Source organism: Ligilactobacillus sp. RTP31139st1_D10_RTP31139_211217 (assembly GCF_040226755.1).
In the GTDB taxonomy this organism is placed as follows: Bacteria; Bacillota; Bacilli; order Lactobacillales; family Lactobacillaceae; genus Ligilactobacillus; species Ligilactobacillus animalis.
Window position 1 is genome coordinate 69,740 of sequence record NZ_JBCOAR010000009.1, and the last position, 17,266, is coordinate 87,005.

18 protein-coding genes and 3 pseudogenes are annotated in these 17,266 nt (G+C 43.8%); 8 read left to right on the forward strand and 13 right to left on the reverse strand.

The genetic code is table 11. The features are described from left to right. Positions 1-61 precede the first annotated feature (61 nt). The 6 genes and pseudogenes from ABT996_RS06840 to ABT996_RS06865 form a co-directional block, all read right to left on the reverse strand. Positions 62-1,669, reverse strand: a complete 1,608-nt coding sequence (locus tag ABT996_RS06840; protein ID WP_035448583.1) for a putative polysaccharide biosynthesis protein — start codon at positions 1,667-1,669, stop codon at positions 62-64. A 132-nt stretch (positions 1,670-1,801) separates the two neighbouring features. After that, positions 1,802-2,200 (reverse strand): GNAT family N-acetyltransferase, encoded by a 399-nt coding sequence (locus tag ABT996_RS06845; RefSeq protein ID WP_225361418.1) that lies wholly within the window; start codon positions 2,198-2,200, stop codon positions 1,802-1,804. 47 nt (positions 2,201-2,247) lie between these two features. Then, positions 2,248-2,958 (reverse strand): glucosamine-6-phosphate deaminase, encoded by a 711-nt coding sequence (locus ABT996_RS06850; protein ID WP_035448586.1) that lies wholly within the window; start codon positions 2,956-2,958, stop codon positions 2,248-2,250. A gap of 81 nt (positions 2,959-3,039) precedes the next feature. After that, positions 3,040-3,507 carry a PTS sugar transporter subunit IIA gene (locus ABT996_RS06855; protein ID WP_035448588.1) on the reverse strand — a complete coding sequence of 156 codons (468 nt, stop codon included), beginning with the start codon at positions 3,505-3,507 and terminating at the stop codon, positions 3,040-3,042. 2 nt (positions 3,508-3,509) lie between these two features. Beyond that, positions 3,510-5,010 (reverse strand): annotated as a pseudogene (locus tag ABT996_RS06860) (PTS transporter subunit EIIC). Positions 5,011-5,015: 5 nt separating this feature from the next. Continuing rightward, positions 5,016-5,708 (reverse strand): N-acetylmannosamine-6-phosphate 2-epimerase, encoded by a 693-nt coding sequence (locus tag ABT996_RS06865; RefSeq protein WP_035448590.1) that lies wholly within the window; start codon positions 5,706-5,708, stop codon positions 5,016-5,018. A 156-nt stretch (positions 5,709-5,864) separates the two neighbouring features. Between ABT996_RS06865 and ABT996_RS06870 the strand changes: the two genes are divergently transcribed. Continuing rightward, the gene (locus ABT996_RS06870; RefSeq protein ID WP_035448592.1) at positions 5,865-6,683 is read left to right on the forward strand and encodes a MurR/RpiR family transcriptional regulator; all 819 of its coding nucleotides are present in this window, start codon (positions 5,865-5,867) and stop codon (positions 6,681-6,683) included. A 151-nt stretch (positions 6,684-6,834) separates the two neighbouring features. On the opposite strand, the gene ABT996_RS06875 is transcribed toward ABT996_RS06870, so the two are convergent. From ABT996_RS06875 to ABT996_RS06885, 3 genes and pseudogenes are all read right to left on the reverse strand, one after another. Further along, complete coding sequence (locus ABT996_RS06875; RefSeq protein WP_010688296.1) at positions 6,835-7,707, reverse strand: alpha/beta hydrolase; 873 nt, start codon at positions 7,705-7,707, stop codon at positions 6,835-6,837. Then, positions 7,694-8,041: pseudogene (locus tag ABT996_RS06880) on the reverse strand (MFS transporter); the annotation flags it as partial. The gene ABT996_RS06875 and the pseudogene ABT996_RS06880, both read right to left, overlap by 14 nt. Before the next feature lie 135 nt (positions 8,042-8,176). Continuing rightward, positions 8,177-8,272 (reverse strand): annotated as a pseudogene (locus tag ABT996_RS06885) (metallophosphoesterase); the annotation flags it as partial. 83 nt (positions 8,273-8,355) lie between these two features. On the opposite strand from ABT996_RS06885, the gene dhaS reads away from it, so the two are divergent. Next, on the forward strand, positions 8,356-8,883 hold the full coding sequence (gene dhaS / locus ABT996_RS06890) for a dihydroxyacetone kinase transcriptional activator DhaS (protein ID WP_005917826.1): 528 nt from the start codon (positions 8,356-8,358) through the stop codon (positions 8,881-8,883). Here dhaS and ABT996_RS06895 read toward each other — a convergent pair. Continuing rightward, on the reverse strand, positions 8,877-9,863 hold the full coding sequence (locus ABT996_RS06895) for a dihydroxyacetone kinase subunit DhaK (protein WP_035448594.1): 987 nt from the start codon (positions 9,861-9,863) through the stop codon (positions 8,877-8,879). The two genes, dhaS and ABT996_RS06895, sit on opposite strands and share 7 nt — an antisense overlap. Positions 9,864-9,996: 133 nt before the next feature. Here ABT996_RS06895 and dhaK point away from each other — a divergent pair, with 133 nt between their 5' ends. The 6 genes from dhaK to ABT996_RS06925 all read left to right on the forward strand — a co-directional run bounded on the left by dhaK (position 9,997) and on the right by ABT996_RS06925 (position 15,849). After that, entirely contained in the window at positions 9,997-10,992 is a 996-nt protein-coding gene (gene dhaK / locus ABT996_RS06900; RefSeq protein WP_035448596.1) for a dihydroxyacetone kinase subunit DhaK, read from the forward strand. 13 nt (positions 10,993-11,005) lie between these two features. Further along, positions 11,006-11,596, forward strand: coding sequence for a dihydroxyacetone kinase subunit DhaL (dhaL, locus tag ABT996_RS06905; protein ID WP_035448598.1), 591 nt, complete (start codon positions 11,006-11,008; stop codon positions 11,594-11,596). Then, complete coding sequence (gene dhaM, locus ABT996_RS06910; RefSeq protein ID WP_035448599.1) at positions 11,593-11,970, forward strand: dihydroxyacetone kinase phosphoryl donor subunit DhaM; 378 nt, start codon at positions 11,593-11,595, stop codon at positions 11,968-11,970. Before dhaL ends, dhaM begins: the two co-directional genes overlap by 4 nt. Before the next feature lies 1 nt (position 11,971). Continuing rightward, complete coding sequence (locus ABT996_RS06915) at positions 11,972-12,679, forward strand: MIP/aquaporin family protein (protein ID WP_035448600.1); 708 nt, start codon at positions 11,972-11,974, stop codon at positions 12,677-12,679. Between the two features lie 78 nt (positions 12,680-12,757). Further along, on the forward strand, positions 12,758-14,248 hold the full coding sequence (gene glpK, locus ABT996_RS06920; protein WP_035448601.1) for a glycerol kinase GlpK: 1,491 nt from the start codon (positions 12,758-12,760) through the stop codon (positions 14,246-14,248). A gap of 23 nt (positions 14,249-14,271) precedes the next feature. Next, on the forward strand, positions 14,272-15,849 hold the full coding sequence (locus tag ABT996_RS06925; RefSeq protein ID WP_035448602.1) for a glycerol-3-phosphate dehydrogenase/oxidase: 1,578 nt from the start codon (positions 14,272-14,274) through the stop codon (positions 15,847-15,849). A 37-nt stretch (positions 15,850-15,886) separates the two neighbouring features. On the opposite strand, the gene ABT996_RS06930 is transcribed toward ABT996_RS06925, so the two are convergent. The 3 genes from ABT996_RS06930 to ABT996_RS06940 are packed head-to-tail and all read right to left on the reverse strand — an operon-like array spanning position 15,887 to position 17,054. Further along, positions 15,887-16,306 carry a protein-export chaperone SecB gene (locus tag ABT996_RS06930; RefSeq protein WP_052006367.1) on the reverse strand — a complete coding sequence of 140 codons (420 nt, stop codon included), beginning with the start codon at positions 16,304-16,306 and terminating at the stop codon, positions 15,887-15,889. Then, positions 16,288-16,545 carry a hypothetical protein gene (locus ABT996_RS06935; protein ID WP_035448603.1) on the reverse strand — a complete coding sequence of 86 codons (258 nt, stop codon included), beginning with the start codon at positions 16,543-16,545 and terminating at the stop codon, positions 16,288-16,290. The genes ABT996_RS06930 and ABT996_RS06935 overlap by 19 nt, the downstream gene beginning before the upstream one ends. Continuing rightward, positions 16,518-17,054: a hypothetical protein gene (locus ABT996_RS06940; protein ID WP_052006368.1), complete on the reverse strand. Its 537-nt coding sequence runs from the start codon at positions 17,052-17,054 to the stop codon at positions 16,518-16,520. The genes ABT996_RS06935 and ABT996_RS06940 overlap by 28 nt, the downstream gene beginning before the upstream one ends. Positions 17,055-17,266 lie beyond the last annotated feature (212 nt).

A 17,266-nucleotide genomic window follows, 5' to 3' on the forward strand; every position in this document is an offset into this window, starting at 1 on the left:
CTATCACGATCACATCTTGATAGAACCCTCGTTATTTATACGGCACAACTCACGCACCCGACTAATGTTTGCCCTTGACGGCTAATTTAACTTTAAAACCAAAGACTTCTTTGAAAATGCCACTCTTGTTCAACAAGGCGATATACAATAGCACAAAGGCTCCGCCAAAGACCGCTGCATACAAGAAGGCCGTCAATTTATTTTGTGGTAGATAGACTAGACTGACCAATTCGTTTGTCAGATAAGCCGCTAAAGCTACCAATAAATTGATCACAATGATCAACTTCACATTTCTCATCTGACCTCTTACCAGATAATGCTTCTTGATCTGGCCATACACCCCTAAGGAGATCAGTAAAAACGATACTGTCGTCGCACTTAAAGCACCGTACGCTCCCCAAAGATAGGTGAACGGAACTTGTAAGGCTAATTTTAAAATGATCCCTAAGGTCAAATAACGCACAGCTAGGCGATGTTTACCAAGTGATTGAACGATCGTAAAGAAGTCCGTAAACAGTGCCAGTGCGATACTTGTAACTAGGGCATATGCTAATAAGTTAGCTCCCAAACGACTAAACGGGAAAAAGACCCCGTTTACTTCCCAAGACAACACCGCTAATAATAGCGAACTTGGCAAAAGTGTCAGTAGCATCAATTCGATGTTTTGTGCGATCGTTTTACCGATCTGATGCTTTTCATTACGCTTGGCCAATGTTGCTAACAACGGCAAGGAAGATTCAGAGATCGCGATCGTTAACGAGATAACAACCGTCGTGATCTTACTTGGATTGGCTGAAAAATACGTGTACAGATCTTGGGCTTGTAATGCATCCAATCCCGTCAGATCGACCATGATATCTTTAAAGGTCAGCTGATCGATAAATTGATAGATCGTGATCGCGGAACCAACAAAGATAAATGGTAAAGCTTCTTTGAAAATATTTTTAAAGATCGTAAAGACATGCATATCATGAGCAGGAACACTTTCATGGTAAAGCTCGCGGTAATGCCCCATGCGCTTTCTCGAGTAGGCGATCAGATATATGTAACTTGCCAAAGCCCCGATAAAGGTCGCAAACGTACTGTAATTGACCGCTTTGATGTAACTTCCATGTTGGACGAGCATGATCCAATAAGTCGCCCCCAAAATAAAGAGCACCCGGGTCAATTGTTCCCATAATTGAGAAACGCCCATCGGTTGCATATCGGAATTACCTTGATAAAAGCCCCGGATCATACTCATCGGTGGCAAGATGATCAAAGTCGGCACCATCACCCGGATCGCTGTTGTCGCCACCTCAGTCGAAACGACCGCACTTCTTTGCGCGATCATTGGAGCAAAAATATAGAGCAATAGCCCACACAACGAACCCGTAAAGAGCATAAACAACATCCCGTATTTAAAAACATGGACACTATCTTTAAAGCGATTTTGCCCATTATACTCAGCAACTTGGCGGGCGATCGCAGTCGGAAAGCCAGCTACTCCGAGCGATAGAAAAAGAGCATACGGTGTATAAGCTGCATTAAAAATAGCTTGGGCAGCATTTTGATCACTAGGTGAACCGATCATCATCAGCCACGGGATAAGATAAATGATCCCTAAGACCCGTGAAAGGATACTCCCAAGCATCATCCAGAAAGTTCCGGATAATAGTTTGTTTTTCATTTCGATTCTCGCTTTTCAATTTAAACTCAATATTTAGCCAAAATTATGGCCACACAATAGACATTATATACTATAATTAAAAAATTTTCTTTTAAATCATAAAAAAAGCCGATCATGACTCCTACATCATGATCAGCTTAGATCGCGGTAAAAATAAACCATATCCTTCAAAGAGATCCCATCAGCATAGATCGGCTGCGGGTAGCTCAAAAAGAAATCAGGTTCGATGCGTAAAAAGCGGAAACCATTGCGCAGATAAAACCGCATGTTATTCAAATCAGCATCACCAGTCCCAACGATCAACCGTTTGACCTGCGTGCTTTGGGCTAAGATCGCATATTCGACAAGCTTTGTGGCGATCTTTTGGCGTTGAAATTCAGGCAAGACCGCTAGATTTTTCAATTCAAAGACGGTCGGTTCTTTCGTCGGCACGATCAAAGCCACACCCACTGTTTGGCCAAATTTCTTGGCTAAATATAGCTCACCTGTCTGCAAATACGCTTGCACTTTAGTCTCATCTTCATCGCCCAATAACAGTAGCTCTAAAAACTGTTCTCTGTTAGTACCGTGATACTGCTCTAGTCTAAATTTAACAATGAAGCAGCATCTTCATCTACGATCACCGTCACATTTGGATGCTTTTGCAAAATACTTGCAGGAACAGCGGTCGTTACTTCACCTTCGACCATCGCTTTGATCGCTTCGGCTTTGTTTTTGCCAAATGCTTCCAGCAAGATCTTCTTTGAGCGCATGATCTCGCCGATACCCATTGAGTAAGCATATTTAGGCACATCTTCGTAGTTGTCGAAGTAACGTGAATTAGCTTTGATCGTTGAATCGGTCAAATGGATCTTAGAAGTCGTTGAATCAAAGGCACTTCCTGGTTCATTGAAACCAATATGTCCATTTTCACCGATCCCGAGAAGTTGGAGATCGATCGGATTGTCTGCGATCACTTGGCTGTAACGCTTAGTCTCGGCATTGTCATCGAGGTTCGTGCCATCTGGCAAGTAGGACTTCTTGAATGGCTTTTTGTCAAAGAGATGATGTTGCATGTAGTAGTGATAGCTTTGTTCATCATCAGGAGCTAAGCCTACATACTCATCCAAGTTGACTGAAACATCATCGCTAAAGTCAAGGTCGCTTGCAACTATTTGTTCATAAGTTGTTTCTGGGGTCCCACCAGTCGCTAAGCCAAAAACTTTGGCACCGCTATCATGTTCTTGTTTAAAAATTTCTGCTGCTTTTTTGCCACCTTCAAATTTGTCTTTAACTACAATAATTTCCATGGTCCATTCTTCCTTCCGTATTGGTATAGTCCAATTATAGTTCTAAGCGTTACCAAATGCAAGCAATATGTTTTGATACTTTTAATCAAGTTTTATCGTAGCGCAAACTTGGCCATGTTGCTCACGCTCTTGTTCAAGCAATGTCACTGTTTCACCCGAAGTTACCAATACTAAAACTGCAGTAGCTTTACCTGCCGTGATGATCTGTTGGCGATCCATTTTGCATAATCGTGTCTGTGGATCGACATTTTGGCCTTCTGTAACTAAGAGCTCAAACGGTGTCCCGTTCAGTTCGACCGTATCTAAGCCTAAGTGCAATAACAGTTCTGGACCTTGTTTAGTTTTTATCCTAATTGCATGCTTAGTTGGAAAAATATTGGCGATCTTACCAGCAACCGGTGCATAGATCATATCAGCTGTTGGTTCGATCGCAAAACCTTGACCCATTAACCCCTGTGAAAAAACTTCATCAGGCACCTGGGCTAATTTGATCAGTTTACCGTCGACTGGTGAGCTTAGATCCAATTTCTTCTTTTTTAGTCCAAACATATTTAATCACCTTTTCCTAAAATTTGGTTGATCTCTTGGCTAAAGAGATTTGCTTTCCCGCCAAAAACAGCTTGGATACCGCCACCTACTTCAAGCACAGCTACGGCACCTAAACTCTTGAGCGTTTTCTTATCAACTTTACTCTTATCAACAACAGCTACCCGCAAGCGCGTCGCACAAGCTTCGACCGTTTCGATATTTTCAGCCCCACCTAAGGCCTTGATCACAGTTTTAGCTTCAGCATTCAAAGAGCTATCTGTAGCCTCAGTTTGCACTGGCACATCTTCTTCGATTTCCATCCCTGGGATCGCAACTTTTAATTTCTTGATACAGAAAGTAAAGACAAGATAATAAACGACTGCCCAAACGGCGCCAAAGAGGATAACGCGCATCCAATTAGTCTTATCTTCACCTTGTAAGATCCCAAACAATAGGAAGTCAATGAACCCACCGGAGAAGGAATTTCCGATCCGAATGTTCAATAGATCAGCGAACAAGAATGATAACCCATCTAAAAATGCATGGATCACATATAACCAAGGTGCGACAAATAAGAAAGTATATTCGATAGGTTCCGTGATCCCAGTCAAAAATGAAGTCAAGCCACCGCTGAGATACAAACCACCATCTTTTTGGCGATTTCTCTTTGGTAAGCAGCGATACATCGCATAAGCTGCGGCTGGCAGACCAAACATCATCGTTGCAAACCGACCGGCAAAGAAACGAGTACCGTAAGTGAATAACCCGGTATGGTTAGGATCAGCTAGCTGTGCAAAAAAGATATTTTGTGCCCCCTGAGATCGTATGCCCGGCGACAACTTCGGTCCCACCTAATGAGGTGTACCAGAAAAGCGGATAGATCGTGTGGTGTAGCCCAACTGCTCCGGTCAAGCGCAATAAGAAACCATATAAGAAAGTCCCAAAAGCTCCCATATGAGCAATACTTTTACCAGCTGATCTTAGCCAATCTTGGATCGGAGGCCAGATCAGATAGAAAAGGGCACCGATCACGATCGCAGCTAAAGCTGAAATTATCGGAATAAAACGCGAGCCCCCAAAGAAGCCTAAAAATTGCGGTAACTGTATTTTACGATAATGATTATGCAAATAAGCGACAGTACAACCGATCACGATCGCACCGACAACGCCTGTATCGATCGTTGTGCCTTTGGGTGAAAATAATTCCAGTAAGCCACTGATCGTTGCCGTATAAACTAGAAATGAGACCCCACCTGCTAAACCAGCGGTCCCTTTATCAGCGGTCGCCAAACCAACTGCGATCCCGATCGTAAAGATCAACGCCAAGTTAGCAAAGACGGCATTGCCAGCAAAACTCATAACTTTTAAGATCGTTTGGAGCCAAGCTTGGTCTAAAAATGGATAAGTTTTGACCGCACTTTCATTACTCAAGGCTCCACCTAGGCCTAGCAAAAGACCTGCGACTGGAAAAATAGAGATCGGTAACATAAACGCCTGTCCTAGGCGGGAAAATTTCTTAAACATATTTATTACCCCCTTAATTCATCGATAAAACGGGTCGCTATTTCTTTTGGTCGAGTGATCGCACCTCCGACAACGATGCCTGCGACCCCTAATTCTTGAACTTTTTTTGCTTGCGCTGGTGTATGGATCTTACCTTCTGCGATCACATCTAGACCGGCTTCGACCAATCCTTTGATCAACTGATAATTAGGGCCATCAACACTGACACTTTCTGATGTGTAACCAGCTAAAGTCGTCCCGATAAAATCAACTCCCGCCTTAGCTGCATTTATTCCTTCTTCCAAAGTAGAAATATCGGCCATCAATAATTGCTGTGGATACTTTTGCTTAACTTGCTGAATAAACTCATTGATCGTCAAGCCATCAAACCGCTCGCGTAAAGTACAATCTAATGCAATGACTTCAACACCTGTCTCGACCAATTCGTCAACCTCTTTCATCGTTGCCGTAATATATGGTTCATTCGGCGGATAGTCTCGTTTAATAATTCCAATTATGGGTAGATCAACAACTTCCTTGATCTCCAAAATATCTCGAACTGAATTAGCTCTGATCCCGACTGCTCCAGCTTGCTCAGCTGCCAGCGCCAATAGTGGCATTACTCCACCCTTTGGCGTATACAGTGGTTCTCCCGGCAAAGCTTGACATGACACGATCAAGCCACCTTTGATCTCACGTAGAAATTCATCTTTTTCCATACCCCTCACTCCATTTTTATATTTTTGGGAGAATATCTCCAACCACAATATAACACCTCCGTTGGTTTTTGTAAACGTTTTTATCCATTTTCGGAGAAATATGGAGAATCACTCCGAAAAAGTGTATAGTTATAGATATAGAAAGAGGTCATTCACATGAGATTAAGCGAAAAGATCCACCAAAATTATTTTTCTCTAACACCAGCCGAAAAAAAAGTTGCCGATCATTTTTTATGGGCTGGGACTGATATCATCTATGAAACAATGAATGATATCAAACAAAAAACCAATGTTGGCGATGCCACGATCGTTCGACTCTGTCATAAATTAGGCTACGATGGTTTCTCTGATCTAAAAGTCGAAGTCGCCAAAGAAGATTATTCAAGCAACGTGCACCAGACAGCACATTCTCCATACGCAAGCATCGAAACGGCTTTGACTAAAACGATCAGCACTACTTTAAATAAACTAAACAAAGATGTGCTGACAGAAGCTATCTCCTTGTTAGATCAAGCGCAACGGATCTATATTTTTGGTGTTGGAGGCAGTGCGCTCTCCAGTAATGCCTTAGAAAGTATGCTTTTGCGGGTCGGTGTCCGCGCCCAAGCCGTGACAGATCCTCACTACCAAGCCCAATTAGCTGCAGTCACAAACTCGTCTGATCTGATCATTGCATTTTCTCTGACTGGGCGAACTAAAGATACACTGGAGCCACTTAAGCTCGCTAAAAACAATCAGGCTAAGGTCATCGCGATCACGACTTATCCTGCTTCCCCGATCGCAACACAGGCTGATTTAGTTTTACAGACAGCAGTTGATGATTTTTTGAATGGCGGTTCCTTAGTCGGGCGCCTATCACAACTTTTGATCGGTGATGTTTTAGTCTATGAATACGAGAAACTCCACGCAAAAGAAACTATGACTGCACGCGAAAAAGTGGTCAGAGCTATCTTAAACAAACGTAAACAAGAATAAACTAGAAAACGATCGAATCAAAAACTGATCCGATCGTTTTTACTTACATTATTAAACTCAGTATCACACCGACAACGACCAAAGTTCCCACCAGAACTAATGCTTGCCGAGCTTTGATGCGTTGGTCAAAGTTATCTTTCATAGTGTTCACCTAAAATATCTGTTTTGCATAATGCTCAAACAGCGTGACCGTTGCTTCTAACGTATGATGTGCTCCCGGTAACTCATAGTATTTAAGGTCTGTATCATTAAAACCGCGATACTTTTTCATTTCCCTGATCTGCTTTTGCAAAAGCTCAGCTGCGGGATCACGACTGCCCGCTCCGGCTAAGATCTTAAAATCTAGATCCGGGTATTTCTTAGGTGTTTGGGCCAATTTTTTGGCGGTCTGCTTGGTTGCTGTACCACCACCATCTTCTTGGATGACCCAACTATCCCCGCCTAGGGTAACAAATGTCTTAAAGTATGGCAGTTGTTCTTCAAAAACATACCAACTCGTGATCGCACCCATCGAAAAGCCACCGATCGCCCGGTGTGCCCGTGTTTGCTGGAGTTCTTTTTTGGTAGTACTTTTAGCATATGTGCTATATTTAGCTTCAACTTTAGGTATTAAGGCCCCCATCAGCTCAGTTCGCGCAAAAAAGCGACTCAATTTATCATCTTTTTGATAATCACCCGTGACAAAAGCTTGGCTTGGATAAAATGTCGGAAAGACGACCAAAGTATTCTGCAACTTACCTTGCTTAGCTAATTTATCTAACACCTGCTTGTAGTGACTGTTTTCATAAAAACCAGTTGCTGAATCCCCCGAACCATGCAAGAAATACAACACATCGTACTGCTTTTGTTTATCATAATTAGCTGGTACATAGACTAAAGCCTTTTTAGAATAAGTTTTACCTTGATAGCGGATCTTATAGGTCACCGTCTCAGTCTTAGAGCCACTTGCATGGACTGGCTCACTAAAACTGAGCAAGCCCCAGATACAAATGCTAACAACGATGATCTGTCTAAATAGTTTCATTATGCTTCGCCCTTTTCGAGTTTTTGTCATGGATCATGATATACACCAATAATAACACAGCTAGGCCAGCGGCAACATATAAGACCGTGTTGCTAGCGATCCAACCGTATTTTGCGACCAAGATCCCGATCAAAGCAGTGGCAAGCGTTTCGCCAAAAATATATTAGAAAAAGCCCATAAAACCCGTCGAAGAGCCTACAGCAAACTTCGGTACGACTTCATTGACCATCAACCCGACCAGCGTTAAAGGTGCATAGATCAAAGTCCCCATGAGCAAAAGATCGATCACGATCACCGTTTTATCGCTGCTGAAAAAATACGTGGTCAAACAAATAACCTTACTGTTATAACGTTTTAACAGCTTTAGTTTAGCACAACATTCGCCTTCGTGTTAGCGCTTACTCTTGTGATTTTTATCACTATATTTATAAAAATGCATCCAGCTAACTCTCAACTGAATGCTAAATACTTATACATAACAATAAAATACAGTTATTTCAGGAATGACCCCAAACCTAGCCGAGATCCGTGTCATTCCGATCCCAGTGTTGACATAAAGCTTAGTTGCTGGCGCGCAGAGCTATCGTGTGACAACTTTAAAGGCAAACGTTACAATTAGTTTAGATATTCAAAATGAAAGGGCTTATCATGTCATATATCACTCAAAAAAAGATTTCGCAAATATTTAGACAAGATGTCATGCAAAAGGGCTTCAAACATGTCAGTGTGGCACAGATCATGCACCAAGCCCAGATCCGGCGCCAGTCATTTTACGATAACTTTGACGATAAATACGACCTATTATCTTGGACTATCCAAGCAACAATGGAAGATATCATCGATAGTAATCTCGATTATCTCCCGTGGCAAGAGATCATTTCGCTAGTCTTTTTTGAGCTACAAGAAAATGCCAAATTTTACAAAAGCGTCCTTAAAAATCAGGTCGAAGTCGATGTCGTCCGGGAGATCGCGTGGCATATCCAGATCCTCTTATTACACATCCTACGCAAAAAAGGCCTGATCAAAAATCGTCAAGCCTATGATTTTGTGGAGACTTATTGTCTAGGTCTGACCTACACGATGACCAATAATCTCTTTTTGCCTGAACCAAAAGAATACGATGAACTCGCCCAAAAAGTTTGTAATGCGATCGAATTTGCTTTTGGTAACTATTGATGCCACGCGTATGTCTTGACGGGGGCTTCAAGCGCTTCTAGCCAAGGCTCGTGTAATTTCAACAATGTGACTGAAACTCCCGCGAGCCCGTTGGCAGTAAAGAGATCGCCCACCTTGATAAAGGGTAAGTCTATTCCTTCTACTTGCAACAATTCGACCACATCAGCGGTAAAGATCAATTTTTCAAGCTCGGTCAGCTTTCCTAGTCCATTGATCAAAACAGCATAGCGCTCTTGCGGATACCAGCGCTGATTCAACAGCAACTTATTGACCAATTCACGCGCGATCAATTCTGAAGCGCGCAGTCGTTCCTTGCGATACCCGGGTTCTCCATGGATCCCGACACCATAATAAATCTCATCTTTTTTTAGGGAAAATTCCTTTCTCAAAGTCACCCGAAATTCGGACCCATAAAAAGCGACCCCCAGTGTCGTCAAATTAGCCACGAGCTGCTCTGAGGTTTGCTTTAACTGGGATAAATTCGCCCCTTGTTGCGCCAAATAGCCCAAGATCTTAGCAACTAAAACAGCCCCGGCTAACCCACGGCGTTCTTTTTCTAATAACTCACTATCAACTGAAATATCATCATTAACAACACAACTAGCCACTTGCCAGCCTTCTTTTTGCAAACACACACTAGCTTGAGTGAAATTTTCTACATCAGCTGGAAAATTTTTGACAATAAAGAAGGCTTGTTTTTGCTTAGTCACTTGTTTAGTTACACGAATGATCTCCGCTACACTTGGCGGGCTAAACAGCATCCCTGTGACTGAAGCACACAGCATTCCCTCACCTACATAGCCCCAATCAGCCGGCTCATGCCCAGCCCCACCTAAAGCGATCACGGGAACTGTCTTATCGGCAAAGCTCTTAGCGATAAAACCTGTCGTCTGGGAAACAAGTTTTAGATCAGGCGCAACGAGCTGTACCCCACGTCTAAGGTCATCTATGATCTGCCCCTTTGAATTCAGTAATTCCATCTCATCACCTCACCCCTTAATTCTAGCGCATCCCCAAAACCTTTGTCGGACACAACGTAAAATCTGTCCGTTACGATGTTTACGCTTACATTATATAATAGAGTTGTCAATAAAAGAAAGGATGGATGATAACATGAAAAAGATCATGAATGATCCAAGCAATGTCGTATCTGAGATGGTCGCCGGCCTAGTCTCAGCTTATCCGACCTACCTAACGCAACTGCCAGAAACGACAGCTGTTGTACGGGCCGATCGTGCTTCCATGCAGGGAAAAGTTGGGCTCGTCAGTGGAGGCGGTAGTGGCCATGAGCCGGCTCATGCTGGTTTTGTTGGTGACGGTATGTTGAGTGCCGCTGTCTGTGGCCAAGTCTTCACCTCACCGACACCTGATCAGATCTATGAAGCGATCAAAGCAAGTGATACTGGTGCTGGTGTCTTTTTGATCATCAAAAACTACTCGGGTGATGTGATGAATTTTGAGATGGCAAAAGACATGGCCGAATTAGACGACATCAAAGTCAGCTCGATCGTTGTCGATGATGATATCGCAGTCGAAAATAGTCTTTACACCCAAGGCAAACGCGGTGTCGCAGGGACAGTTTTGATGCATAAGATCTTAGGAGCGGCTGCTGATCAAGGAGCGAACCTAGCTGAGATCGAAGCCCTCGCTAAAGAAGTCATGCCACATCTCAAGACTTTAGGGGTGGCTTTGAGTGCCGCAACTGTTCCTGAAGTTGGCAAACCAGGCTTTGAATTAGCCGATGACGAGATCGAATATGGAGTCGGTATCCACAGTGAACCTGGTTATCGCCGTGAAAAACTCCAACCTTCTAAAGAGCTAGTCGCAGAAATGCTCACAAAACTCGACGAAGCTCTACAGTTTGACGCTACTAAAAAATACGCTGTGCTCATCAACGGTATGGGCGCAACACCTTTGATGGAACAATACATTTTCAGCAATGATGTCTTTAACTGGCTCAAAGCAAAAGATATCACCCCTGTTTTCAGCAAAGTTGGCAACTATATGACTTCGCTCGAAATGGCAGGGATCTCATTGACCGTCCTCGAATTGGCCGATGAAAAATGGCTCGAATATTTAAACTATCAAGTCGATACGATCGCTTGGTAAGGAGGAATTTGATATGGAACTAACAGTTGAAACTTTGACTACCTGGATGAATGATTTTGAAGCTAAGATCGCCGCTAAGAAAGCTTATCTCAGCGACTTAGATACCCCGATCGGCGATGGCGACCACGGCAATAATATGGCTCGAGGCATGCGTGCGGTGACTGAAGCACTTGCGACCAAAAATCCAGCCGATCTGACCACTGGGCTCAAATTAGTCGCAATGTCTTTGATCAGTAAAGTTGGTGGGGCTGCTGGACCTTTGTATGGAACTGCCTTTTTAGAAATGGCCAAAAAGAGCAATACAACGGCTGAACTCAGTGAACTCTTGGAAGCTGCGGTCTTAGGCATCAAGCAACGTGGTGGGGCTGAGCTTGGTGACAAAACAATGGTCGATGTTTGGGAAGTCGTTGTGCCCGAACACGCAGCTGGGCAACTGACATCTGAAAAGATCGCTCAAGCAGTCGAAGCAACTAAAGAACTCGTTGCTAAACGCGGGCGAGCTTCTTATTTAGGAGAACGCTCAGTGGGCCACCTCGATCCCGGAGCAGTTTCAAGTGGTTACCTTTTTGAAGCACTATTAGAAACGGAGGGCGAGCTTAAATGAGTTATGGGATCTTGATCGTCTCACACGTTGAACAGATCGCCCAAGGTGTACCTAAGTTGCTCCAACAAGTTGCACCCGATATTGCGATCACTTTTGCTGGCGGTACCGATGACCATGAGATCGGTACTAGTCTTGATAAGATCACCACAGCTTTAGAAGACAATTCAGCTAGTGAGATCTTAGCCTTTTATGATCTTGGTAGTGCTAAGATGAATCTCGAAATGGCAGGCGAATTTAGCACAAAGCCAGTCCACTTGTACGATACAGCTTTGATCGAAGGGGCTTATGTTGCAGCTTCCCTACTCCAAGCTGGGGTTGACTTGCCCGAGATCGAAAAACAACTAGAACTATTACAAATAAAAGGAGATGGATAATATGTCAGGCTTTTTAGGTGAATTTTTCGGAACCATGATCTTGATCCTCTTAGGGGTCGGCTGTGGTGCCGGTGTTAATTTAAAAGATAATTATGCTCGGGGCCAAAACTGGATGTTTATCACGCTTGCTTGGGGCATGGCGGTGACCTTTGGCGTCTATGCCGCTGGTCAAATGGGCTCGCAAGGACACTTAAATCCCGCTGTAACACTAGGTTTTGCTAGTGCTGGTCTCTTTTCTTGGAATGAGGTCTTACCTTATCTTTTAGGTCAAGGTCTCGGGGCCTTTGCCGGCGCAGCACTCGTTATTTTATACTATTATCCTCAATTCCAAGCTACCCCAAACAAAGATGGTAACTCAGTCGGCATCTTTGCCACCGGTCCTGCGATCGATCGACCATTCTTTAACGTCTTGAACGAATGCATCGCAACTTTCTTCTTTATCTTGATCTTGCTTAACCTGGGAAATTTCACCACTGGACTCAAACCGCTGATCGTTGGTCTTTTGATCATGGTCGTTGGTCAAAGTCTAGGTGGAACGACTGGCTTTGCCTTGAATCCAGCCCGTGACCTGATGCCACGTTTAGCTTATAGCATCCTACCCGTTCCCCATAAAGCTAATGCTAACTGGAGCTATGCTTGGGTACCGATCGTTGGACCACTTTGCGGTGGGATCTTGGCAAGCTTTGTCCACGTTTGGATCAATGGTTAAGCTAAGTAATTGATTTTTATTAATTGCGCACGATACACTTATTAAAGAAAACGTCTACAAATTAGGGGGGATGACCACATGGAAAAATATATTATGGCGATCGATCAAGGAACTACCAGCTCACGGGCGATCATCTTCGATAAAGCAGGTAACCACATTGGAACCAGTCAAAAAGAATTCACCCAGTATTTCCCTGAATCTGGTTGGGTCGAACACGACGCACACGAGATTTGGAATTCCGTCCAATCGGTGATCGCGGGGGCCTTTATCGAATCAGGGGTCAAACCAGAACAGATCGCTGGGATCGGGATCACCAACCAACGTGAGACTACGGTCGTTTGGGATAAAGAAACCGGTCTACCGATCTACCATGCGATCGTTTGGCAATCGCGTCAATCAGCTCAGATCGCCGATGAGCTGAAAGAACAAGGCTACTCAGATCTCTTTCATGAAAAGACCGGCTTGATCATCGACTCTTACTTCTCAGCGACCAAGATACGCTGGATCCTCGATCATGTTCCCGGAGCTCAAGAGCGCGCTGAAAAAGGCGAATTGCTCTTTGGGACGATCGATAGCTGGTTAGTCTATAAATTAACTGACGGTAAAGTTCATGTGACCGACTACTCCAATGCCAGTCGGACGATGCTCTTTAATATCAACACCTTAGAATGGGACCAAGAAATCTTGGATATTTTGAATATTCCCCGGGAAATGTTACCTAAAGTCGTTTCTAACTCAGAGATCTACGGCTTGACTAAAACTTATCATTTCTTCGGTTCTAAAGTTCCGATCGCCGGAATGGCTGGTGACCAACAAGCCGCCCTCTTTGGCCAAATGGCATTTGAACCTGGCATGGTCAAAAACACCTATGGCACTGGCTCATTTATCGTGATGAACACCGGCAACAAGCCACAATTATCTAAAAATAACCTGTTGACCACGATCGGTTATGGGATCAACGGTGAGATCAACTATGCGCTTGAAGGCTCGGTCTTTGTTGCCGGTTCATCGATCCAATGGTTGCGCGATGGTCTAAAACTCATCGAAAAAGCCAGTCAATCAGAAGCTGCCGCACTTGCTTCCAAAAATGAAGATGAAGTTTACGTAGTGCCTGCTTTCGTTGGACTAGGTGCACCTTACTGGGACCAAGATGCCCGGGGCGCGGTCTTTGGTTTAACCCGGGGGACGACCGAAAAAGATTTCATCAAAGCAACTTTACAAGGCATCGCCTACCAAGTCCGCGATATCCTCGGTGCAATGGAAGAAGATACGGGGATCGATATTCCAGTGCTCAAAGTCGATGGGGGCGCCGCTAACAACGACTACTTGATGCAATTCCAAGCAGACATCTTAAATACCCCTGTTCAACGCGCCGGTGACTTGGAAACGACCGCCCTTGGTGCAGCTTTCCTTGCTGGTTTAGCCGTGGGGTACTGGCAAGACTTTGATGAGATCAAAGCAGTTATCAAAGATGGCAAACGGTTTGAAGTCCAAATGGATGACAAACGACGCAATAAATTGTACGGCGGTTGGCAAAAAGCAGTCACTGCAACACGTTACTTTGAATAACCCAATTAGATCGGAGTGATTTGATGCCTATTTCACGACAAAAAAATATTGAATATCTAAAAAACAATCCTGATGGCTGGGACGTGATCGTTATCGGTGGGGGTGCGACCGGCTTAGGCGTCGCTGTCGATGTAGCCTCACGTGGTTATAAGACCGTCTTATTAGAACAAAGCGACTTTGCTAAATCGACCTCAAGCCGTTCGACCAAACTCGTCCACGGTGGGGTCCGCTATTTAGCCCAAGGTGATGTTCGTTTAGTACGAGAAGCCTTACATGAACGGGGACGCTTAGCACGAAATGCACCTCATTTGGTCAAGAACCAAAAATTCATCATCGCCAACTACAAGTTATGGGAACAGCCATTTTACAGCATTGGAATGAAAGTCTATGATGCCTTAGCTGGTAAATTAAATATCGGGCGCTCTAAGATATATTCCAAGGCAAAGGTCATCGATGCGACCCCACAGATCAAGCATAATAAATTGGTCGGTGGTATGATGTACTATGATGGTCAATTCGACGATTCACGTCTAGCTGTCAATCTCATGCAGACTGCGACTGAATACGGGGCAACTTTGGTCAATTACGTCAAAGTGACTTCGGTCCAAAAGAAATTCGCTAAAGTAGCTGGTGTCACCGTAAAAGATGAATTTACCGGCGAAGAGTTCAGTCTACGTGGTAAAGCTGTCATCAATGCGACCGGGATCTTTGTTGACCAGATCCTTGAGATGGATACCAAAGATCATCAAGCTACCGTACGCCCTTCGCAAGGTGTTCACTTGATCGTCGATGGATCATTTTTAGGGGGCAATGATGCGATCATGGTCCCGAAAACTTCTGATGGTCGGGTCTTGTTCTGTGTGCCATGGCATAATAAAGTCATCTTAGGCACAACGGACACGCCACTAAAAGAGTTCACTTTAGAGCCACGACCACTGGATGAAGAGATCGACTTTATCCTCGAGACATCCGGTGAATACCTTGAACGCAAACCAACTCGGGCTGATGTCTTGGCTGCTTATGCTGGCTTACGTCCATTAGCTGCACCAAAATATGGTGACGGCGATAAGACTAAAGAGATCTCACGAAGCCACAAACTCTTTTCAAATGAGTCGGGGCTGATCACGATCACTGGTGGTAAATGGACGACTTACCGTCAAATGGCCGAAGAAACAGTTGATTTAGCGATCAAGGTAGCCGAACTTCCACCAAAAGATTGTGTGACTCGTGAGTTAAAGATCCATGGTGCTAAACAGACGACCGAAGCAGAACGCAAAGATTGGCGCTATGTTTACGGGAGTGACCAAGCAGCCATCTTACGCCTACAAGAAGAAGAGCCTGAACTTGCCTTACCACTTCATCCTAAATACGAATTTACCGGAGCCCAAGTAGTCTGGGCAGTGCGCGAAGAGATGGCACAAACGCTAGACGATGTGTTAGCGCGTCGGATCCGCGCCCTGTATCTTGATGCTCGGGTCGCAAAGGAAATGGCGCCTAAAGTAGCTCACATCATGGCAACCGAGCTCGGTAAAGATCAAGCTTGGGAAGAAGAACAAGTCAACGAGTTCTGCCAACTCGCTGACGGCTATATTTTACAATAACCTCCTTTTGACGTAACTTCGCTGAGCTAGCGTGAAGTTACGTTTTTTGATTATTTTCAAATGTCTCGGTACTTTTGAGCAAGCCTAGTACATCGACTGTTGGCATCAAAAGCGCATCTTTACCATCCAAAACTGAGACCATGGAGATGATACTTCGAGCATATGGCAATAACAACGCTACTCCATTTAAGCCTAAATAATCGGTGATCTCATTACGTTCGAGTTTGGTCGTAAGCGTAAAATACCCCCACAATTCTAAATAAAGTTCTTCACGTTTTCCGTGATACACGGTCGTCAATTCAACCCGAGCATTTTTATTATCAGGCGTTGTTTTGATCATACTGCTAACTTCGAGATTTTCTCCCTTATCTGCAACTAATATCTCGGCCTTTTCTTGGCGCTGAAATACCAATTTATGGATCTGATACTTTTGAAACTCTACATTTTTAGCTTCCATTGTTGCCACCCCCGTACTACTCCTTGACCACATTCACCACTTTCAAGATAGTCAGTTCTCTCAGGTCCTTGATTAGTATGGATCTCACTGACAACTAATGGTCCCATACCATAAACATGACGAACATGACGTTGATTAGCATATTGAACAAATCCTGTACTAAATTCTTTTTGAAACTCAGAATCTTCTTCTAATCGGCGTGCTAGCTCATCTAAACGCTCACGTACTGACTTGACCATAGATCTTCCTCCCTTGCTATTCTTGCGCTTTGTAATAGCTCATTATGCCCTGGTTTAATACAATAAATGACTTTGATCCGATTACTCAAATTTCCATATTTGTCATGGAAAGCGGTTGTTTGGGGTGTCTTGTCATATCTACCAAATCCCCGAACAACTTTTAACTTGGCTTTTTGACAAAGATAATCGATTTTTATTCCCACGGGTGTCGTTTCGGAAAAGCCTGCTAAATAACTACTAAATGCCAATACGCGCTCTTGCTCAAGATCTGTCAGATCCAGCAGATCTTTTTCGTAATCAAATTCCACACTACATTCGACGATCTGAGTTGGACCGGCTTTTTGCATTTTCCAGTAGCGAGCATTACCAAAATTATCCCAAAAATACATCCCATCACCTTCCCAATAGATATCCATTGGATGGTTACTTACAACCGATCTTAGCGCTAAAAGTTCGGCTACGATCGGCGTAAGATTGCAGTGAAATAGCGGTATTTTCATATTAGGCATCCGTTTGATCCCCCTTATAATATGCATAAGTTTTTAGCTTGTCAATGATTTGAACGCTCTATTTATAAAATACGCAAAAAGCACCAAAACTTTTTTTAGAATTGGTGCGTTGCGCAAATTTTATTTTTGCCGTTTTATCCAGTCTTGGTACCAATAAAGTGATTCTTTGCGTAGGCGCTCCCTAGATTTCTACTCCATCCTCAGATCGACCC